This window comes from Colwellia psychrerythraea (assembly GCF_000764185.1).
Classification (GTDB): Bacteria; Pseudomonadota; Gammaproteobacteria; order Enterobacterales; family Alteromonadaceae; genus Colwellia; species Colwellia psychrerythraea_B.
The window spans coordinates 1-20446 of the sequence record NZ_JQEC01000003.1 but is presented as its reverse complement, the minus strand read 5'-3'; the positions used below and the strand labels follow the sequence as shown (position 1 = coordinate 20446).

The 20446-nt window shown below is 37.5% G+C and carries 18 protein-coding genes and 2 tRNA genes; 9 read left to right on the top strand and 11 right to left on the bottom strand.

What is annotated here, in order from left to right:
* Positions 1-297 precede the first annotated feature (297 nt).
* The 5 genes from thrS to GAB14E_RS20240 all read left to right on the top strand — a co-directional run bounded on the left by thrS (position 298) and on the right by GAB14E_RS20240 (position 5114).
* Entirely contained in the window at positions 298-2208 is a 1911-nt protein-coding gene (gene thrS, locus GAB14E_RS20220; RefSeq protein ID WP_033080620.1) for a threonine--tRNA ligase, read from the top strand.
* A gap of 217 nt (positions 2209-2425) precedes the next feature.
* Positions 2426-2983 carry a translation initiation factor IF-3 gene (gene infC, locus GAB14E_RS20225; protein ID WP_033080619.1) on the top strand — a complete coding sequence of 186 codons (558 nt, stop codon included), beginning with the start codon at positions 2426-2428 and terminating at the stop codon, positions 2981-2983.
* 196 nt (positions 2984-3179) lie between these two features.
* Entirely contained in the window at positions 3180-3374 is a 195-nt protein-coding gene (gene rpmI / locus GAB14E_RS20230; RefSeq protein ID WP_033080618.1) for a 50S ribosomal protein L35, read from the top strand.
* A 16-nt stretch (positions 3375-3390) separates the two neighbouring features.
* Positions 3391-3750, top strand: coding sequence for a 50S ribosomal protein L20 (gene rplT / locus GAB14E_RS20235; RefSeq protein ID WP_033080617.1), 360 nt, complete (start codon positions 3391-3393; stop codon positions 3748-3750).
* A gap of 260 nt (positions 3751-4010) precedes the next feature.
* Positions 4011-5114 carry a phosphoribosylaminoimidazolesuccinocarboxamide synthase gene (locus GAB14E_RS20240; protein WP_033080616.1) on the top strand — a complete coding sequence of 368 codons (1104 nt, stop codon included), beginning with the start codon at positions 4011-4013 and terminating at the stop codon, positions 5112-5114.
* A gap of 50 nt (positions 5115-5164) precedes the next feature.
* On the opposite strand, the gene GAB14E_RS20245 is transcribed toward GAB14E_RS20240, so the two are convergent.
* From GAB14E_RS20245 to GAB14E_RS20280, 8 genes are all read right to left on the bottom strand, one after another.
* A complete protein-coding gene (locus tag GAB14E_RS20245; protein WP_052093418.1) occupies positions 5165-6022 on the bottom strand; it encodes a type 2 periplasmic-binding domain-containing protein in 858 nt (285 codons plus the stop codon).
* A 99-nt stretch (positions 6023-6121) separates the two neighbouring features.
* Positions 6122-7156 (bottom strand): Leu/Phe/Val dehydrogenase, encoded by a 1035-nt coding sequence (locus tag GAB14E_RS20250; protein WP_033080615.1) that lies wholly within the window; start codon positions 7154-7156, stop codon positions 6122-6124.
* Between the two features lie 378 nt (positions 7157-7534).
* A complete protein-coding gene (locus GAB14E_RS20255) occupies positions 7535-8008 on the bottom strand; it encodes a GNAT family N-acetyltransferase (RefSeq protein ID WP_052093417.1) in 474 nt (157 codons plus the stop codon).
* Between the two features lie 260 nt (positions 8009-8268).
* Positions 8269-9639 carry an adenylosuccinate lyase gene (gene purB / locus GAB14E_RS20260; RefSeq protein ID WP_033080614.1) on the bottom strand — a complete coding sequence of 457 codons (1371 nt, stop codon included), beginning with the start codon at positions 9637-9639 and terminating at the stop codon, positions 8269-8271.
* A gap of 88 nt (positions 9640-9727) precedes the next feature.
* On the bottom strand, positions 9728-10351 hold the full coding sequence (hflD, locus tag GAB14E_RS20265) for a high frequency lysogenization protein HflD (RefSeq protein ID WP_033080613.1): 624 nt from the start codon (positions 10349-10351) through the stop codon (positions 9728-9730).
* A 22-nt stretch (positions 10352-10373) separates the two neighbouring features.
* Complete coding sequence (gene mnmA / locus GAB14E_RS20270) at positions 10374-11501, bottom strand: tRNA 2-thiouridine(34) synthase MnmA (protein ID WP_033080612.1); 1128 nt, start codon at positions 11499-11501, stop codon at positions 10374-10376.
* A 107-nt stretch (positions 11502-11608) separates the two neighbouring features.
* Positions 11609-12118, bottom strand: coding sequence for an NUDIX hydrolase (locus GAB14E_RS20275; RefSeq protein WP_231561964.1), 510 nt, complete (start codon positions 12116-12118; stop codon positions 11609-11611).
* Positions 12108-12713 (bottom strand): pseudouridine synthase, encoded by a 606-nt coding sequence (locus GAB14E_RS20280; RefSeq protein ID WP_033080611.1) that lies wholly within the window; start codon positions 12711-12713, stop codon positions 12108-12110. The genes GAB14E_RS20275 and GAB14E_RS20280 overlap by 11 nt, the downstream gene beginning before the upstream one ends.
* Positions 12714-12892: 179 nt before the next feature.
* Here GAB14E_RS20280 and GAB14E_RS20285 point away from each other — a divergent pair, with 179 nt between their 5' ends.
* Together GAB14E_RS20285 and icd are read left to right on the top strand one after the other, a co-directional pair.
* Complete coding sequence (locus GAB14E_RS20285) at positions 12893-15124, top strand: NADP-dependent isocitrate dehydrogenase (RefSeq protein ID WP_033080610.1); 2232 nt, start codon at positions 12893-12895, stop codon at positions 15122-15124.
* Positions 15125-15381: 257 nt separating this feature from the next.
* Positions 15382-16632 carry an NADP-dependent isocitrate dehydrogenase gene (icd, locus tag GAB14E_RS20290; RefSeq protein ID WP_033080609.1) on the top strand — a complete coding sequence of 417 codons (1251 nt, stop codon included), beginning with the start codon at positions 15382-15384 and terminating at the stop codon, positions 16630-16632.
* Positions 16633-16705: 73 nt separating this feature from the next.
* Here the strand turns inward: icd and cspD are convergent, their stop codons facing one another.
* On the bottom strand, positions 16706-16924 hold the full coding sequence (gene cspD, locus GAB14E_RS20295) for a cold shock domain-containing protein CspD (RefSeq protein WP_033080608.1): 219 nt from the start codon (positions 16922-16924) through the stop codon (positions 16706-16708).
* A gap of 252 nt (positions 16925-17176) precedes the next feature.
* Between cspD and clpS the strand changes: the two genes are divergently transcribed.
* Positions 17177-17497 (top strand): ATP-dependent Clp protease adapter ClpS, encoded by a 321-nt coding sequence (gene clpS / locus GAB14E_RS20300; protein WP_033080607.1) that lies wholly within the window; start codon positions 17177-17179, stop codon positions 17495-17497.
* Between the two features lie 20 nt (positions 17498-17517).
* Complete coding sequence (gene clpA, locus GAB14E_RS20305) at positions 17518-19776, top strand: ATP-dependent Clp protease ATP-binding subunit ClpA (protein WP_033080606.1); 2259 nt, start codon at positions 17518-17520, stop codon at positions 19774-19776.
* Positions 19777-20175: 399 nt separating this feature from the next.
* Here the strand turns inward: clpA and GAB14E_RS20310 are convergent.
* Both GAB14E_RS20310 and GAB14E_RS20315 read right to left on the bottom strand, forming a co-directional pair.
* Positions 20176-20251 (bottom strand) — tRNA-Asn (locus tag GAB14E_RS20310).
* A gap of 40 nt (positions 20252-20291) precedes the next feature.
* Positions 20292-20367: transfer RNA gene (locus GAB14E_RS20315), tRNA-Asn, on the bottom strand.
* Positions 20368-20446 lie beyond the last annotated feature (79 nt).

Below are 20446 nucleotides of genomic sequence, written 5' to 3'. Positions count from 1 at the left end.
TATTTATTTCACCTATATTAGTTTGTTAAAGGATAGCCATGTTCTTAGTCGTATTGATATTGACTATAAACAGTTTTTAATTGCTCAAACCTTGTTGAAAACTCTTGTTTAAAAGGGGGAAGGCTTTTACAATCATCGGGCGACAAAACCAAATTTAAAAAAAGAGCTGTGTGCTCTTTTTTATGTTCAGGATGAACATGATTAAGCGTTTGCAGGATGCAGAAGCTAATACCATTTATTTTTAACTATTAAAACTCAAGCGACGCTTAGTGTGCGCCGCCACTGATAAGGAAAAACATGCCTGTAATTACTCTCCCCGATGGTTCTCAACGTTCTTTTGAACAAGCTGTATCTGTAATGGATGTTGCGTTAGATATTGGCCCTGGTCTTGCTAAAGCAACCATTGCTGGCCGTATTGACGGAAACCTTGTTGATGCGTGTGAATTAATTACCCAAGATGCGACTTTACAACTTATCACCAGTAAAGATAGCGAAGGTCTTGAGATCATTCGTCACTCATGCGCACATTTATTAGGGCATGCAATAAAGCAATTATACCCAAATGTTAAAATGGCTATCGGTCCAACGATTGAAAATGGCTTTTATTATGACATTGATCTTGATGAATCAATCACTGAAGACGATTTAGTTAAACTTGAAAAGCGTATGACTGAACTTGCGCGTACAGGTTATCAAGTCGTTAAGAAAACGGGATCGTGGCAAGATGCTTATGATGCTTTCACTGAACGTGGTGAAACATACAAGTTACAGATCCTTGATGAAAATATTGAAAAAACAGATACGCCTGCTTTATACCATCATGAAGAATACATTGATATGTGTCGTGGTCCTCATGTACCAAGCATGCGCCATTGTCATCATTTTAAATTAATGAAAGTTGCTGGTGCGTATTGGCGTGGTAATAGTGACAATAAAATGTTGCAGCGTGTTTACGGCACAGCATGGGCAGATAAAAAGCAGCTTAAAGCTTATATTGTGCGTTTAGCTGAAGCTGAAAAGCGTGATCACCGTAAAATTGGTAAAACATTAGATTTATTCCATTGGCAAGAAGAAGCGCCAGGCATGGTGTTTTGGCATAATGATGGTTGGACTATCTATACAGAATTAGAAAAATTTGTTCGTGAAAAACTTCATACTTATGATTATGATGAAGTGAAAGCACCTATGATGATGGACAGAAGCCTTTGGGAAAAATCTGGTCATTGGGACAAGTATGCAGATGGTATGTTTACTACTACCTCAGAGAAGCGTGAATACGCAATCAAACCAATGAACTGCCCAGGTCATGTGCAAATCTTTAACCAAGGTTTAAAATCATACCGTGATTTACCATTACGTATAGCTGAGTTTGGCTGTTGTCATCGTAATGAGCCATCAGGGTCTTTACACGGGTTAATGCGTGTACGTGGTTTTACCCAAGATGATGCCCATATTTTCTGTATGGAGTCTCAAGTTCAAGACGAAGTTAAAAAATGTATCGAGATGGTTTACGACGTATACAGTTCTTTTGGCTTTGAAGATATTGTTGTTAAATTATCAACACGCCCAGAAAACCGTATTGGTAGTGATGAAATTTGGGATAAAGCGGAAGCTGGTTTAGCCCAAGCACTGACAGATAGTAATATTGCCTTTGAATATTTACCAGGTGAAGGTGCATTCTACGGTCCAAAAATTGAATTTACCTTAATGGATTGTTTAGGTCGTGCTTGGCAATGTGGTACAGTGCAGCTCGATTTTGCTTTACCAGAGCGTTTAGGCGCAACTTATGTTGGTGAAGACAACGAAAGATATACTCCAGTGATGATTCACAGAGCTATTTTAGGTTCATTAGAACGTTTTATCGGTATTTTAATCGAAGAGTTTTCTGGTAAATTTCCGACATGGTTATCGCCTACTCAAGCCGTAATTATGAATATTACCGATAAACAGAGCGATTATTGTCAAAAAACAGTTAAAAAACTAAAAGAAAATGGCTTTAGAGTAAAACAAGACTTGAGAAATGAGAAGATAGGCTTTAAAATCCGCGAGCACACTTTAAAGAGAGTTCCTTACCTTTTAGTTGTCGGTGACAAAGAAATGGAATCAGGCGAAATTGCTGTTCGAACTCGAAGTGGTGAAGATTTAGGTAAAATGTCGGTTGATGACTTTATTACGAAGTTAAGTGAAGAAGTTAAAACACGGGCATAAATACAGTTTTAAGCTAAAAGTGTCATGTTTAAATGAACAAGGCACAATTAAGATAATCTAAGGTTATTTAATTTACTCATTTTTGTAACTTAGATAACCGAGATTTATTTTTATTTTTAGGTACAAGTGCAGAGTTGACGTTTGTCCATGAGCACTGACAATTTAGAAATAAAATATCAATATAGAAATTAATCAATAAAAAGTTCTTTGGAGGAACATGGCTATTAAAGGTGGACAACGAGGCGGGCGTAAAGAGCCAGCTCATCGTTTAAATGAGTTAATTACAGATATCGCAGGCAATGAAGTTCGTCTAATTAGATTTGACGGAGAGCCGGGTGGCATCGTTACATTAGATGAAGCAATGGACCAAGCGGATGACGCTGGTGTTGATCTTGTTGAAATTAGCCCAACTGCTAAACCACCAGTTTGTCGTGTGATGGATTACGGCAAGTTTATCTATGAAAAAGCTAAAGAGCAGAAAGAACAACGTAAAAACCAGAAACAAATACAGGTTAAGGAAATTAAATTCCGTCCTGGTACTGATGAAGGCGATTATCAGGTGAAACTACGTAACCTGAAACGCTTTTTAGAAGGCGGCGATAAGGTCAAGGTAACTTTACGTTTCCGTGGCCGTGAAATGGCCCACCAAGAGCTAGGCTTAGCGCTTTTAACTCGTGTTAAAAACGATTTAGAAGAGTTAACCGTGCTTGAGTTCTTCCCGCGTCGTGCGGAAGGGCGTCAAATGGTGATGGTTTTAGCCCCTAAAAATAGATAATACTTGGTTTGACAAGTAATAGGAGGTTTTCGGATTTCCTATTCACCAACTTTATCTTTACGCTGGTAGTAAAGGCTTGCAAGTAAAGTGACAGACTTTAGTTAAATAAAGAAAATTACTTTCGCCCTCGCTACTTAATATTTGGCATATACCTCTTCTTTTAATAGAAAAGTGTATAAATTTGAGAATTATTCACATGCCTAAAATGAAAACCAATAAAGGTGCTGCAAAGCGCTTTAAAAAAACAGCCAATGGCTACAAGTTCAAACAAGCTGGCCTTCGTCATATCTTGACTAAGCGTCGTACTAAAGTTAAGCGTCATCTTCGTGCTAAATGCATGATCGCCGCATCTGACATTAAGTCAGTTAAAAAACTTTTACGTCACGGTTAATTAGGAGATATAGAAAATGGCTAGAGTAAAACGTGGTGTACAAGCTCGTGCACGTCACAAAAAGGTTCTAAAGCAAGCTAAAGGTTATTACGGAGCACGTAGCCGTGTTTACCGTGTTGCTTATCAAGCAGTAACTAAAGCAGCGCAATACGCTTACCGCGATCGTCGTCAACGTAAACGTCAATTCCGTCAACTTTGGATCGCTCGTATTAACGCAGCAGCTCGTCAAAATGGTTTATCTTACAGCAAATTCATTAATGGTCTTAAAAAGGCTTCTATTGAAATTGATCGTAAGATCCTAGCTGACATCGCAGTATACGACAAAGCAGCATTCACTTTCTTAGTTGAAAAAGCGCAAGCTTCTTTAGCTGCTTAAGTAACAGAATGTAAGTTTAGCTAAACTTTAGTTAAGCTTGAGAAAAGGACGCTTTATAGCGTCCTTTTTACTTTTATTTTTTTAAATATTAATGCTTAATTAATCTAATTTTGATGTCTGTAAAGGATTGTTACCTTGTGCTATCTCGTGTGCTATTTGTAATGCATCTTAGCTATAGTAGCCCCCTTAAGAATAGTTATATTAATTAAACATTAAGTCCATTAAATCCTCTTTAGGATTGATAGTTGAGAGTAAAAATCATGAACCTAGCTGATAAAGTTTTATCCGTAAATAATGATCTTCCTATTAGAACTGATGCGCCTGTGCATAGTGGTAAAGTCCGCAGTGTTTATTGGTTAACCGACGCCGACAGTAAGCGTTTAATAGCCGAAAAAGGCTATAATGTTGCGAGTGATACACCACTTGCTATCATGGTCATTAGTGATCGAATGTCAGCGTTTGATTGTGTTTGGCATGGTGAGGGTGGCATGAAAGGCGTACCAGGAAAAGGTGCAGCACTTAATGCAATTTCAAATCACTGGTTTAAACTATTTAATGAACAGGGTTTAGCTGAAAGCCATATTTTAGATATACCTCATCCGTTTGTTTGGATTGTACAAAAAGCTAAACCTGTGATGATTGAAGCTATTTGTCGTCAATATATTACCGGGTCAATGTGGCGTAGTTATGTTAAAGGCGAACGTGATTTTTGTGGTATTGAATTATCTGAAGGGTTGGAGAAAGACAGTAAGTTAGTTGAGCTACTTCAAACACCTTCAACTAAAGGTATTTTAGAAGGTATTCCAGGTGTTCCAGCGGTTGATGATGTAAATATTACCCGTAAAAATATTGAAGATAACTATGAAGCTTTTAACTTCAAATCACTTGATGATATTACTTTATATGAAAAACTATTAACCGAAGGTTTTGACCTTATTTCAAATGCATTAGCTAAGCTTGATCAAATTTTTGTGGATACTAAATTTGAATTTGGTTATGTAAAAGATAAAGCTGGTAATGATAAGCTTATATACATGGATGAAGTAGGAACGCCTGATTCGTCACGTATTTGGGATGGAGAGCAATACCGCGGCGGTAAAGTGGTAGAAAACTCAAAAGAAGGTTTCCGTCAGTTATTACTTAAACACTTCCCAGATCCTGATATTTTACTCAATAAAGACCGCATGGAAGAGCGTTTAGCACTTGCTGTTGATAATGAATTACCAACAGAAGTTTTAATGCAAGTTTCTAAAACCTATACTGATATAGCAGAAAAAATCACCGGTGAAAAAATAGTGATTTCTGATAATCCCAAAGCAGAAATTGTTGCAATTTTACGTGAGCAATATCAACTGATTGATTAAAAATTTTTTAGTCTGTCATTAATATAAACCCAGTTTTTGACTGGGTTTTTTTATTTGCTACCTGGCCAAACCAACCCGTATTCTGCTAGTGCGTGTTCTGTATAATTCGAGTTCATTAAACTTATCACTGTTGATTTTTTAAACTTAGTTAATGGAAAAGCATGTTGAGTTAATGGATGGTTTTTCATATATCTTTCATAAGAGCCTGACTCATAGAGGCGTTGTAACCCTAAGGTCAGTCGCTGCGCTAGTATGTTATTACTGCTTTTAACAAAAAAATGCATGGTCAGTGGGTATTGAATAATGAGCTCTTGATAAAATATAAGGTTTGGAAAGCTGTCTTTTACCGCGGCAAGCTCTGCTTGTCCTTCAAAGATACTCAAAGGTAAATAATCACAACGTTTTAATTCTACCATTTGCAGCATAGCATCAAAGTATCCTACTCGTGCAACTGCTAGACCAGCACGTTCTAGAATATCAGCATCGGGCCAATGCAAACCTTGGCAGGCAATTAAGGCATTAAGATCTTTAGCTGTTTTAAAGGTTGAAAATTTTGACTTGTCTTGCTGACGGATTATCATACCGCGCCAACCTAAACCACCACGAAATAGAGGGAAAGGAATTTTATAAAGATCTGATTCTCGAATAATTGAATTTCCAGCCCAGACGACATCGTAAAATTCCCCTAATGCTAGAAGTTTAAGCATTCTTTCTTGTCCAGGATAGGGTACTGTTTGTAATACAGTGTAGCCATATTCTTCAGATGTTTCGATTAAAGCAAGGCGTAACAGACCAATGAAATAATCATGACTAGCATCATCGGGTTTTTGTTTACCCGTGGTTGTTACGGTTGTTACAGCAAAACACTGAGCTGAAATAAGTAACAACAAAATTATCAAATTTTTCACTGCTATTCCCTTAAAGTGGGCTTATAGGAATTACAGCAATTATAGTTTAACCTTGATAATTTTGTTGAATACATGAACTGTAGTGGTAATAACTAAAGGTTATTTACCACCATTTTTGATGATTTCACGTGCCATTTCATCAGCAATAATACCCGTAGGTCTATTTTGGCTATCAGCTTTATTGTATATATCTAATAAAGTATTATAAATTTCTTCAACCTTTTTAGTTGATTTTTCAGCATCGTAATCACTTTCAAATGAAACGTTGATGATACCACCGGCATTAATAACATAATCAGGAGCATATAATATGCCTTGGTCGACTAAGGCTTGATCATGACGAGGTTCGGCTAATTGGTTATTTGCACAACCTGCAATGATAGTCGCTTTTAAACGGCTTAAAGTATCATCATTAATAGTTGCTCCTAATGCACATGGCGCATAAATATCAACATCTTGGTCATAAATTTCGTCAAGACCAACAACCTTAGCATTAAACTGAGTTGCTGCAGTATCTAAAGCGACTTGATTGATGTCAGTAATAACAAGTTCAGCCCCTGCATTGTGTAGGTATTCACACAATTGGAAACCAACACTACCTAGTCCTTGAACGGCAACTTTAAGGCCGGTTAAATCGTCACGATTAAGTTTATGCTTAACCGATGCTTTAATGCCTAAGAATGTACCAAGGGCAGTGAAGGGCGCAGGGTTACCGCTTTTTCCTTCAGTACCTGTTACAAAGGGAGTGACACTATTAGCAATAGCAATGTCACCGGTTGTAATGTTGACATCTTCGGCACTTAAATAACGGCCATTTAGGTTATTTAGCGCTTCACCAAAAGCTTTAAAAAGTGCTTCAGATTTGAGCGTTTTAGCATCACCAATAATAACGGACTTTCCACCGCCCATACTTAAGCCAGCCAAGGCATTTTTATATGTCATGCCTTTTGATAGTCGTAAAACGTCAACAATTGCGTCTTCATCACTCGCATAATCCCACATCCTACAACCACCTACAGCAGCTCCAAGTTTAGTACTATGTATAGCAATAATTGCCTTTAGTCCACTTGCTTTATCAGTGCAAAAAACTATTTGTTCGTGGTTATCAAAATCAGGTAAATCAAATAAAGCCATTGTTTTTCTCCATCCATTCTTGCTAGAAAAGGCAAATTAAATGTGTTGTTATGTTGTGGAGGAACGATATCACCTAGAAAATAGCCAAGCTAGTTACTGAAAAATTAAGAATTTAACATTTGCAGGCAAGCTGTAAGCGAAAAGGTACAAGTGACAAAGTTTCTAGCCAAATTCACCTGGAGAATAAATGACCAACTTAAGATGAATATGCAATGTTTTTTCATTTATGCTGAAGTGCATTGAGACTTTAGATAGGTAAGAATGTGAGGGGACTCTATAACAATTGAGAAATAAAATTTAAATGGCTAATCTTATTTATTAATTGGAGACCCAGATAGTTTTTATGCAGCTGAATAAATAAGGAAGAGCAATAAGCATTTAATGGCTAAGGTAGTATTTGGCTTTTTCAGCATGTTTAACGGCTCGAGAAATTGCACATGCCATACGTTGTTTTGGCATGCCAGCCTCCATGTAAACTGAACCAATAGGATAAAAATCAAACTGAGTAAAGTACTCAACTTTTTCAAGGGGGCTTGAAATAAAAACTTCTTTCAAAGCTAGGCTATCAGCAACTCGAAATAATCCCTGCATTATATATTTATCAATTTTTTTACTCCGATAGCCCATAACTACCGCAATACGGCTTATTTCACCTTGGGGGGTTATACGGCCCGTGGCAATAGGTTCTTGATTTTCATCGTCACAAACTAACATGTGGTAGGCGGTTCGATCGCCTTGATCAAATTCAATTTTTTTGGGGATACGTCTTTCACAAACAAAAACTTTCTCACGAATATTCTTAAGAAGAGGTGCTGCTTGTTGCCATTTTACTTGGCTAATACTGTAAGACATTATAGACCCAACGTTAACGAGATAAGGTGAAGACCAGAAGTACATTCAGACTAGTTAATAACTGATGAGATTGCCAATAGACGAGCGTGTTTTTTTGTTTTTTTATTCGGTAATTTGTTAACCGACAGGGAGGGGATCGTTTAATTGATTATAAACAGGAAGTAAAAAAAGAAATAAAGAAGGCTAAGAGCCAGTCAGTTTAATTGACTAGCTATTAGCCTTCAGCGTGCTTTTTAGTACTTAATTAACCAAGTAAGAGATTATTTAAGCTCATCAATAAAAGCGACAGCACGGCCAATGTAGCTAGCTGGTGTCATTTCACATAATTGTGCTTTTGCTGAGTCAGGTAGTTCTAAAGTCATGATAAATTCACGCATAGAGTCGCCATTTACACGTTTTCCACGAGTAAGGTCTTTTAATTTTTCATACGGCTTTTCAATACCGTAACGACGCATTACTGTTTGAATAGGCTCTGCTAATACTTCCCAGTTGCTGTCTAACTCAGCCGCTAAATTGGCTTCGTTTACTTGTAACTTGCTGATACCTTTTAATGTTGCGCCGTAAGCGATCATTGCATGAGCAAAGCCAACACCTAAGTTACGTAATACGGTTGAGTCAGTTAAATCACGTTGCCAGCGAGAAATAGGTAATTTCTGTGCTAAGTGAGTAAATAATGCATTAGCAATACCTAAGTTACCTTCTGAATTTTCAAAATCAATTGGGTTAACTTTATGTGGCATAGTTGAAGAACCAATTTCGCCAGCAATTGTTTTTTGCTTGAAGTGACCCATGGCAATGTAACCCCAGATATCACGATCGAAATCGATTAAAATAGTGTTAAAACGTGCGATAGCATCAAATAATTCAGCAATGTAATCATGCGGTTCAATTTGTGTAGTAAATGGGTTAAATGATAAACCTAATGAAGTAACAAATTCATTAGCATATTCATGCCAATCAACTTCAGGGTAAGCACTTAGGTGAGCATTGTAGTTACCTACAGCACCGTTAATTTTACCTAACATTTCAACGTTAGCAATTTGCTCACGTTGACGTTGTAAACGAACATACACGTTAGCCATTTCTTTACCTAGAGTACTAGGTGAAGCGGGTTGACCATGAGTACGACACATCATAGGAATAGTTTTGTATTCAACTGCTAGGGCTTTAATTGCCGCTAAAATCTTATCCATTTCTGGTAATAACACTGTTTCACGGCAGTCATTTAACATTAAACCGTGAGATAAGTTGTTAATGTCTTCTGAAGTACAAGCAAAGTGAATAAATTCAGTTACAGCGTTAAGCTCTTTATTGTCAGCAATTTTTTCTTTTAAGAAATACTCAACCGCTTTAACATCGTGGTTGGTTGTTGCTTCAATATCTTTAATACTTTGCGCATCAGCTTCACTAAAGTTTGTAACAATCGCATCTAAAGCAGCATTTGCTTGCGCTGAAAAGGCAGGAACCTCGGCAATAGCGTTAGTTTCAGCTAGTTTTTGTAACCAACGTACTTCTACCGTTACTCGGTATTTAATTAGGCCGAATTCACTAAAGATAGGGCGTAATGACTTTACTTTACTGCCATAACGACCATCTACAGGTGAAATTGCACTTAATGCTGAAAGTTCCATAGTTTTTTCCTAGGTTATATTAGGTTATATTAATTTTCTTTTTAATTCATTTGATAAGTCAAAGAGTTAAAAAGTGTTTAAAATTTCATTATATTGTTTTAAGTAATTGTTTGGCTGAATTAACAATTTTTTTACGGCTAAATAATATTGCTCTACGTTTACCGCCCACTTGACGCCATAATACAGCAGCTCTAATACCCGACAATAATAATGCGCGGATTTTATGCTGGTTAGCCGTTTGTTTGAGAATACTTGGTTCACCCGTAACTTGAATACGAGCACCCAAGGGGCTGATGATGTCACTATATATACTGGCGAAACTTGCCACTAAAGTTTCACTGGTAATAGCGTAATGCTCCAGCTGTCTTTTACTTGCTTCTAGACGGTCGCCCAGTAAAGCCATTTGCTTAGACTGTTTTGTTAAGCGACGCTCAAGATTTATTAAGCTAATGACATAACGAGTAAATTCGGGGTCTTTTTCTTTTGTACTATTTGAAGTGTCACCTAGGTGGCTAACGAGCAATTCAAGGCCTTGTTTAAGGTTAGTTAAATTCCCACCGTAAACCGCTAGAGTGTTATCAGGAGACATTTGTATCAAGCTATTTAGTAATAAAGATAAGTCCTCATCATCAATACGGCCGTGACGAGAAACCTGTTGTACTTGATGAGCAACTTGGCAAATAGCGGCAAAAGTTAACGTTATTTCTTTCATTGAAATTATTCTTATTTTATTACTAGCGAATTAAAGTATCAATAATGCCGCCGCCTAAGCAAACATCATTTTGATAAAAAACTACAGATTGTCCGGGGGTAACTGAACTTTGCTGCTCGGAAAAATCTATTTGGTATTCCCCTGTAGTCGATTCAGCTACAGGAGTGACAGTACAAGCAACATCTTCTTGTCGGTAGCGTGTTTTTACCGTGCATGTAATGCTATCGGTAAAATCTTTCCTATCAACCCAATGTAATTGATTAGCAATTAAGCCTTTAGAAAACAGGCGAGGGTGGTTGTGGCCTTGACCAACAATTAATACATTACGCAATAAGTCTTTTTCAACTACATACCAAGGCTCTTCACCGGCATCAGCTAAACCGCCGATACGTAAACCCTTTCGTTGCCCTAACGTATGGTACATAAGACCATCGTGGTGGCCAACAGCAACACCTTCAGCTGACTCAATAATGCCAGGTTTTGCCGGTAGGTATTGACCAAGAAAATCTTTAAACTTACGCTCGCCGATAAAACAAATACCAGTGCTGTCTTTTTTATTATGGGTAATTAAGCCTGCTTTTTCTGCAATTGCACGGACTTCAGGCTTTTCAATATGACCTACAGGAAATAAGGTGTGTGATAATTGTTTTTCGTCAAGTGTATAGAGGAAATAACTTTGGTCTTTATTATTATCAAGGCCACGAATCATCTTCCATGCGTTATCGCGAAACTCACGTTGAACATAGTGTCCGGTAGCAATATAATCCGCACCTAAGTCTTCACAAGCAAACTCTAAAAACGCTTTGAATTTTATTTCTTTATTACACATGATATCTGGGTTAGGCGTTCGTCCAGCCTTGTACTCTTCAAGGAAGTATTCGAAAACATTATCCCAATATTCAGTGGCAAAGTTGATGGTGTGCAATTTAATTTCTAGTTTGTCACAAATAGCCTGAGCATCTTCTAAGTCTTGGGCAGCAGCGCAATACTCATCAGTATCGTCTTCTTCCCAGTTTTTCATAAACAAACCTTCTACTTGATAACCTTGCTCTTGAAGCAAGTAAGCAGAGACAGAAGAGTCGACACCACCAGACATACCAACAATAACTTTGGTTTGTTCAGGGGATTTATTATTTGTGGCTGTTAACATGTTTTTGACCAATAGATTTTAAAAAAAGTGTACAAACTATAAATATAAAGCAGTGTACCAAAATTAGAAGCGCAAAATTATAACACGCACAACTAATAGGATATAGATTAAAGATTAGATTTTAGTTGTGATAAAGGTATTTTATTGCCAGCTAAGTAGTCTTCAATGCACTCTAATACCATGGCGCTGCGTAATTGATGACGTTTTAACTTTATTTGCTCGAAACTAAACCAATGGGTGTCAATTATCTCATTGTCTTGCGGTTGACCTTTTAACCATTGTTCTAATTCGATGACAAAACAAAAGCGCAAGAAGTAGAGGTTAAGGTCGGGTCGATGGAAATAATAAATACCACACAGGTAATCTGGAACTAATGCTAAGCCAGTTTCTTCAAGTACTTCTCGTTTAATCGCCGTAATAAGGCTTTCATCAGCCTCTAAATGACCAGCAGGTTGATTATATACCACGTGGTTATTATCAATTTCTTCGACAAATAAAAACTTACCTTGGTGGTGAATAACAGCGGCAACGGTGGTATTTGGCTTAAACTGTTTTTCTCCATGATCGTTTTTCACTTGTTCATTACTCCCCAAGGCATTTTTACTGTTACTGCTCAACTTTATACTCGCCATTAACTATATTATCTAATGTCCAAGTGCCGATGCGATATCTAATAAGTCGAAGAGTAGGGAAGCCTATATTGGCGGTCATACGTCTCACTTGCCGGTTACGCCCTTCGGTGATGGTTATTTCTATCCAAGTTGTAGGAATACTTGCCCGCTCCCTGATAGGGGGAATACGTGCCCAGACATCAGGTTCAAGCATTACTGTTACTTTAGCTGGCTTAGTCATACCATCTTTTAGCGCTACACCTTGGCGTAATTTCGTTAAATCATCATCAGTTGGGGCACCTTCAACTTGAACCCAGTAAGTTTTCTCTGTTTTTTTGACCGGGTTGGCTATTTGGTGCTGCAATTTGCCATCATTAGTTAATAACAATAAACCTTCACTATCTCTGTCAAGCCGACCCGCAGCATAAACGCCAGGAATATCGATAAAATCTTTTAGCGTTCGACGATTATTCTCATCAGTAAATTGGCACAAAACATCGAAAGGTTTATTGAAAAGTACAACTTTTCGCTTTTCGTTGAGTGGTCGTACCTCTTTGTGTTTGTTCGCCTTATGTCTTGTATAGCCTTTGTTCTGTTTCATTTTTATACTAAATATCCTAAAAAATATATTACGCCATTTCGCTTGGCTATATTAATATGGTTTGAATTACTATACTATGCGCGCGAAAAATAAATTTTAGCTTAGGTGAATTTTAATTAATTTTTAGTGAATTTTTATGCGGACGCCTAAGTGTTTAGCTAATTAAAGTAGGAATCTCAATGAGCACTGATAACTCAAAAATCATTTATACTATTACCGATGAAGCGCCTGCACTAGCAACGTATTCTTTATTGCCAATTATTCAAGCTTATACAGCTTCTTCAGGCATTAACGTTGAAACACGTGACATTTCTTTAGCTGGCCGTATCTTAGCAAACTTTCCAAAATACTTAACCCCAGAACAGCGTATTGATGACGCTTTGGCTGAATTAGGTGAACTAGCTAAAACGCCAGAAGCAAATATTATCAAATTGCCAAATATTTCTGCATCTATACCACAGTTAGAAGCGGCTATTAAAGAATTACAAGCAAAAGGTTATGACTTACCAAATTATCCTGCCGAGCCACAAAATGAAGCAGAACAATCTATTAAGTTAACTTACGCTAAAGTTTTAGGCTCAGCGGTTAACCCTGTATTACGTGAAGGTAATTCTGACAGACGTGCTCCAGCTTCTGTGAAACAGTATGTACGTAATAACCCTCATTCAATGGGCGCTTGGTCAAACGAATCAAAATCTCATGTTGCTCATATGGCATCAGGTGATTTTTACGGTAGTGAAAGGTCAGTAACTATTAATGGTGCAACTGTTGTAAATATTGAGTTTGTTGCTCAAAACGGGGATGTGACTTTATTAAAATCAAAGTTACCATTACTTGATAAAGAAATTATTGATGCTTCAGTGATGAGCAAGTCAGCATTAGTTGAATTCTTCGAAACTGAAATAAATAAAGCCAAAGAAGAAGATGTTCTACTTTCATTACACTTGAAAGCAACCATGATGAAAGTTTCAGATCCAATCATGTTTGGTCACGCTGTTAAAGTGTTTTATAAAGATGTATTTGCTAAACATGCTGCGACTTTTGAACAGTTAGGTGTTGACGCTGATAATGGTATTGGTGATGTTTACGCTAAGATCGCCCGTTTACCGGCAGAGCAAAAAGCTGAAATTGAAGCTGATATACAAGCTGTTTATGCTACTCGCCCTGAAATGGCGATGGTTGACTCTGATAAAGGCATTACCAACCTTCATGTACCTAGTGATGTTATTATTGATGCATCTATGCCAGCAGCACTTCGTGCATCAGGAATGATGTGGGGACCAGATGGTAAGCAAAAAGATACTAAGTTTATGATCCCTGATCGTAACTATGCTGGTGTATTCTCAGCGGTAGTTGATTTTTGTCGTGAAAATGGTGCATTCAATCCAACGACAATGGGCACAGTACCTAATGTTGGTTTAATGGCGCAAAAAGCTGAGGAATATGGTTCACACGATAAAACTTTCACCATGTCAGCAGCAGGTGTTGTTCGTGTTGTTAATGATAAAGGTGAAACCCTGATAGAACAAAATGTTGCCCAAGGTGATATTTTCAGAATGTGTCAGGTTAAAGATGCACCTATTCAAGATTGGGTTAAATTAGCGGTAACTCGTGCTAAAGCAACGGGAACTCCTGCGGTATTTTGGTTAGACGAAAACCGTGGTCATGACGCAGAAATGATCAAAAAAGTTAATGCGTATCTAGCTGACCATGATATCACTGGTTTAGATATTCAAATTCTTGAACCTGTAAAAGCTTGTCAATATACCCTTGCTCGTGTTGCTAAAGGTGAAGATGCAATATCAGTAACTGGTAACGTATTACGTGATTACTTAACCGATCTATTCCCAATTTTAGAGTTAGGTACCAGTGCTAAAATGCTTTCAATAGTACCATTAATGAATGGTGGTGGTTTATTTGAAACTGGCGCGGGCGGCTCTGCTCCTAAACATGTGCAACAGTTAGAAAAAGAAAACCACTTACGTTGGGATTCTTTAGGTGAATTCTTAGCACTTGCTGCCTCACTTGAGCATGTTGCAGTAACGACGGGAAATGCTAAAGCACAAGTTTTAGCTGATACTTTAGATGAGGCTACAGGTAAGTTCTTAGATACTAATAAATCACCTTCTCGTAAAGTGGGTGAATTAGATAACCGTGGTAGCCACTTCTATCTTGCAATGTTCTGGGCTCAAGCACTAGCAGAGCAAACAATAGATGCTGAACTTAAAGAAAATTTTACTGGTGTAGCGCAAGCATTAACAAAGCAAGAAGACAAAGTTGTTGCTGAATTAAATGCGGCTCAAGGTCCAGCAATTGATCTTAATGGTTATTACTTTGCCGATACTCAGCTTGCAGAAAAAGCAATGCGTCCAAGTGAAACATTCAATACTATTTTATCTGCACTTCTATAATATTATTAATATGTAAAGCGTAAAGTAAATAGATTTACGGCTAACCATAAAGCTGTAAATATCAAAGCTAAGTAGAAATACTTAGCTTTTTTTTTGACTTTTTTCAGGGATGATATACCTATTAGACTTTAGTCTAAGTGTTATTTATTCATTTTAGTGATAGTCATTATCACTAAATAGTGATTAGTGCCTTGTGCTTTTTTGAATTAGTTTAGTAGAACAACTTTTCTATTTCCGTTTAATTTGGAGCTCGTCTTATGACTAATCAAATCACCATTCCCACTACCGGAGAAAAAATTACTTTTATTGACGGTAAATTATCAGTACCCAATAATCCAATTATTCCTTTTATTGAAGGTGATGGCATAGGTGTTGACGTAACACCTCCTATGCTAAAAGTTGTAAATGCAGCTGTAGCCAAAGCTTACAGGGGCGACAAAAAAATTGCTTGGCTAGAAGTCTATGCCGGTGAAAAAGCAACTAAAATGTATGACAGTGAAACATGGTTGCCTGAGGAAACTCTTAATATCTTGCAAGAATATAAGGTTTCTATCAAAGGACCATTAACTACCCCTGTTGGCGGAGGCATGAGCTCTTTAAATGTTGCTATCCGTCAAATGTTAGATCTTTATGTGTGTCAGCGACCTGTGCAATGGTTTACTGGTGTTCCAAGTCCAGTGAAAAGGCCAGCAGAAGTTGATATGGTAATCTTTCGCGAAAACACAGAAGATATTTATGCGGGCATTGAGTTCCAAGCAGGTAGTGACAAAGCGAAAGCCATGATTGAATTTCTAACCGAAGAAATGGGTGCTAGTAATATTCGTTTTACTGAAAATTGTGGTATTGGTATAAAACCCGTATCAAAAGAAGGTACACAGCGCTTAGTGAGACAAGCAATTCAGTACGCAATTGATAATGATAAAGACTCCGTGACGCTAGTTCATAAAGGCAATATTATGAAGTTTACTGAGGGCGCTTTTAAAGACTGGGGTTATGAACTTGCAAGAGATGAGTTTGGCGCTAGTTTGATTGATGGCGGGCCTTGGTGCTCGTTAACAAGCCCTACAACAGGTAAGGAAATCATCATCAAAGATGTTATTGCTGATGCAATGTTGCAACAAATATTGTTACGTCCTGCGGAGTATAGTGTTATTGCGACATTAAATTTAAATGGCGATTATTTATCTGATGCTCTCGCGGCTCAAGTCGGTGGTATTGGTATTGCTCCAGGCGCAAACTTAGGGGATGAAATCGCTGTGTTTGAAGCAACACACGGTACAGCACCTAAATATGCAGGTAAGAATAAGGTAAACCCTGGCTCTGTTATTTTATCAGCGGAAATGATGCTGAGACACATGGGCTGGCTTGAAGCTGCGGACCTACTACTTAAAGGTATGTCTGGCGCAATCAAAGCCAAAACAGTAACCTATGACTTTGAACGACTGATGGATGACGCGACTCTGGTTTCTTGTTCAGCATTTGGGGATTGCATTATCGAACATATGTAATCAACGGATGTAGGTAATAAAAAACACAGCTATTTAGCTGTGTTTTTTGTGTCACTTTAGCGCAAAGTCTTTTTTATTCTAATTCGCCTTCAGCCAACTTAATGCTTGCTGCGTGGTGACCTTTAGGGCCTTCATTTAGTTCGTAATTGACATCTTGTCCGGCCTTTAATGTTCTATACCCATCCATTTCAATTGTTGAATAGTGAGCAAAGATATCATCTCCACCGCTATCTGGACGAATAAAGCCAAAACCTTTTGCATTATTAAACCATTTCACTGTACCGTGTGCCATACTTCAACTTCCTTCTATATCCTTTAGTATTCAATTATGTTTAACTTACTTTTCACCCAATACTATTAAATAGTATATAAGTTATAAGTTAGCGCATAGACCACAAACAAAGTGACTAAAAACTAGCCACATATAGAATGTAGATAAATTATGGGATTAGTCAAGTTAAAAATATGTTTTTTTTAACGTTTTTTGGGCTTTATTACATAAAAAGTTACAGCAAAAGTAAAAAGTAGAGACTAAGATAAATATATGAGCAACTGGAAAGAGTTATTTGACACCGAAGGCATTGTAGAAGACGCGGTTAGAGAGGAACTAGAAGAGCCTGCTAAATACCATGTTTTTTTACTTAACGATGATTATACCCCGATGGACTTTGTTGTCGACGTACTGTGTAATTTTTTTAATAAAAGTGAAGAGCAAGCAACAGATATTATGTTAAACATTCACTATAAAGGAAAAGGCCTTTGTGGAACATATACCGCCGAAATAGCAGAAACAAAAGTAGAAAATGTTGTCCAGTACGCTTTTGAAAATCAGCACCCACTAAAGTGTATGATGGTCAAAGCCTAAAGTTATGAATTGGAGTAGCTATGCTAAACAAAGACTTAGAAATATCACTTAATTTAGCCTTTCGCCAAGCTAAAGAATCTCGCCATGAATTTATGACGGTTGAACATTTATTGTTGGCATTATTAGATAACCCTTCAGCGATTGAGGCCCTTGGAGCTTGTGGAGCAGACATAGCAAAACTGCGTAAAAGTCTATTAGACTTTATCGGTGAAACTACACCTATGATTCCTATCGGGGAAGAAGAGAGAGAAACACAACCTACGCTGGGTTTTCAACGAGTTTTACAAAGAGCAGTATTTCATGTGCAGTCTTCGGGTAAAAATGAAGTCAGTGGTTCGAATGTTTTAGTCGCTATTTTTAGTGAGCAAGAATCACAAGCAGCTTATATATTGAAAAAGTCAGATATTAGTCGTTTAGATATTGTTAATTATATCTCTCACGGTATATCAAAGGTCGATGATGAAAATGCTCCGCAGATCTTGGAAGGCGATCAGCAGGGTGAAGAAGAGCCACGCACCATCGAAAATTTTTCAGTCAACCTTAACGAAGAAGCTATCAAAGGTAATATTGACCCTTTAATTGGTCGTGATGATGAGCTTGAACGTACATTACAGGTGTTGAGTCGGCGGAGAAAAAACAATCCACTTTTTGTTGGTGAAGCTGGTGTTGGTAAAACGGCCATTGCTGAAGGTTTAGCCAATATGATTGTGAATAAAGAGGTGCCTGAGTTTTTAGCCAATGCGACAATTTACTCCCTTGATATGGGGGCTTTATTAGCAGGTACTAAATACCGAGGGGACTTTGAGAAACGCTTTAAATCTTTATTAAAAGAACTTGAAGAAGATAAAAATGCGGTACTGTTTATTGATGAAATCCATACTATTATTGGGGCGGGAGCTGCTTCTGGTGGTATGATGGATGCCTCTAACCTTCTTAAACCGCTACTTTCTGCAGGTAAGGTACGCTGCTTAGGCTCTACTACTTATCAAGAATATCAAAGTATATTTGAAAAAGATCGTGCTTTAGCTCGTCGCTTTCAAAAAATTGATATTGCCGAGCCTAGCATCGCCGATACCACTAAAATACTGCACGGTCTGAAAGATAAGTATGAAAGTCATCATGGTATTCGATATACCAGTAAAGCTTTACATGCAGCTGCTCAACTATCCGCTAAATATATTAACGAAAGGTTTCTTCCTGATAAGGCCATTGATGTAATTGATGAAGCGGGTGCTAAGCAACAGCTTGTACCGGCAAATAAGCGTAAAAAAGTCATTAATAATACTGATATTGAGAGTATTGTCGCTAAAATGGCGAGAATTCCTGAAAAATCAGTGTCACTCAGTGAAAAGGATAATCTTAAAAATCTTGATCGTAACTTGAAGCTTGTTGTTTTTGGTCAAGATAAAGCCATTGGAGAGCTTTCTTCAGTTATTCGTTTATCTAGAGCAGGATTAAGCAGTGAAGAAAAACCTATAGGCTCCTTCTTATTTGCAGGACCTACGGGAGTAGGGAAAACGGAAGTAACCCAACAATTAGCTAAAATATTAGGCGTAGAGCTGCTTCGTTTCGATATGTCGGAATACATGGAGAAACATGCCGTTAGCCGTCTTATCGGAGCACCACCGGGCTACGTCGGTTTTGAACAGGGTGGTTTACTTACTGATGCTGTTTTAAAACATCCTCATGCAGTTGTATTGCTGGATGAGATTGAAAAAGCACATGAAGATGTATACAACATTTTACTACAAGTAATGGATCATGGCACATTAACGGACAATAATGGTCGAAAAGCTGACTTTAGAAATATTATTTTAGTGTTAACCACCAATGCCGGCGTACAAGAAACAGTGCGTCAATCCATTGGCTTTAAACAACAAGATCACAGTCTTGATGCCTTAAGTGAAATTAATAAAGTATTTTCACCTGAGTTTAGAAACCGCTTAGATAATATTGTTTGGTTTAATCATTTAGATAACATTGTTATTCAGCAAGTAGTTGATAAATTCATTGTTGAATTACAAGCCCAGCTCGATGACAAAGGTGTTTCTCTTGAATTGAGTAAGCAAGCTAGGCTTTGGTTAGCCGATCATGGCTACGACAAGTCCATGGGCGCTAGACCTATGGCTCGTCTGATTCAAGAGCACTTGAAAAAATCATTGGCCAATGAGTTACTCTTTGGAGAGCTAACGCACGGTGGTGTTGCTAAGGTTGATGTCAAAAAAGATAAACTTGTCATTAGCTTCGAAAATAAGCAAGAGTTAATTACTGCTAAATAATCGCCAGTAAAATACTGCTAAAAGCCTTACAATATTTATTTGTAAGGCTTTTTTATACCTTTTATTTAGTACAGGAAATTTCTGTTGCTTGAATGAACATAAAAATGGGCTTGGTCATAAAAGTCTATATCAACTGTTACCCTTCAGCATAATAACAATGGGGGTATTACAGAGAATATTTGTATTAATTATCCCATGTAATACCTATTTCATTAAATTATCATCCTCTTGTGCTGTCCAATAATTAATATGCAATGACTCTGGAGTTCAACTTGTAATACATGATTTTTATTGTAGTAAGAGTTAGAGAGTTCGTGCGTTGTTATAACAACAGAACGAAAGGGGGAATAAACTTTTCTTTAGGCGAAAAAAAACCTGCATAAAGCAGGTTTTTTTATGTGGCTCCCCAAACTGGGCTCGAACCAGTGACACATGGATTAACAGTCCATCGCTCTACCAACTGAGCTATTGGGGAATAAACTTTTTTAACTTCTGTTTATTAATGAAGTTGAATGTGGCTCCCCAAACTGGGCTCGAACCAGTGACACATGGATTAACAGTCCATCGCTCTACCAACTGAGCTATTGGGGAATAAACTTTTTAACTTCTGTTTATCAATGAAGTTGAAACTTGTTTCTAAGTTGAACTTAGTAAACTAATTATCGATACT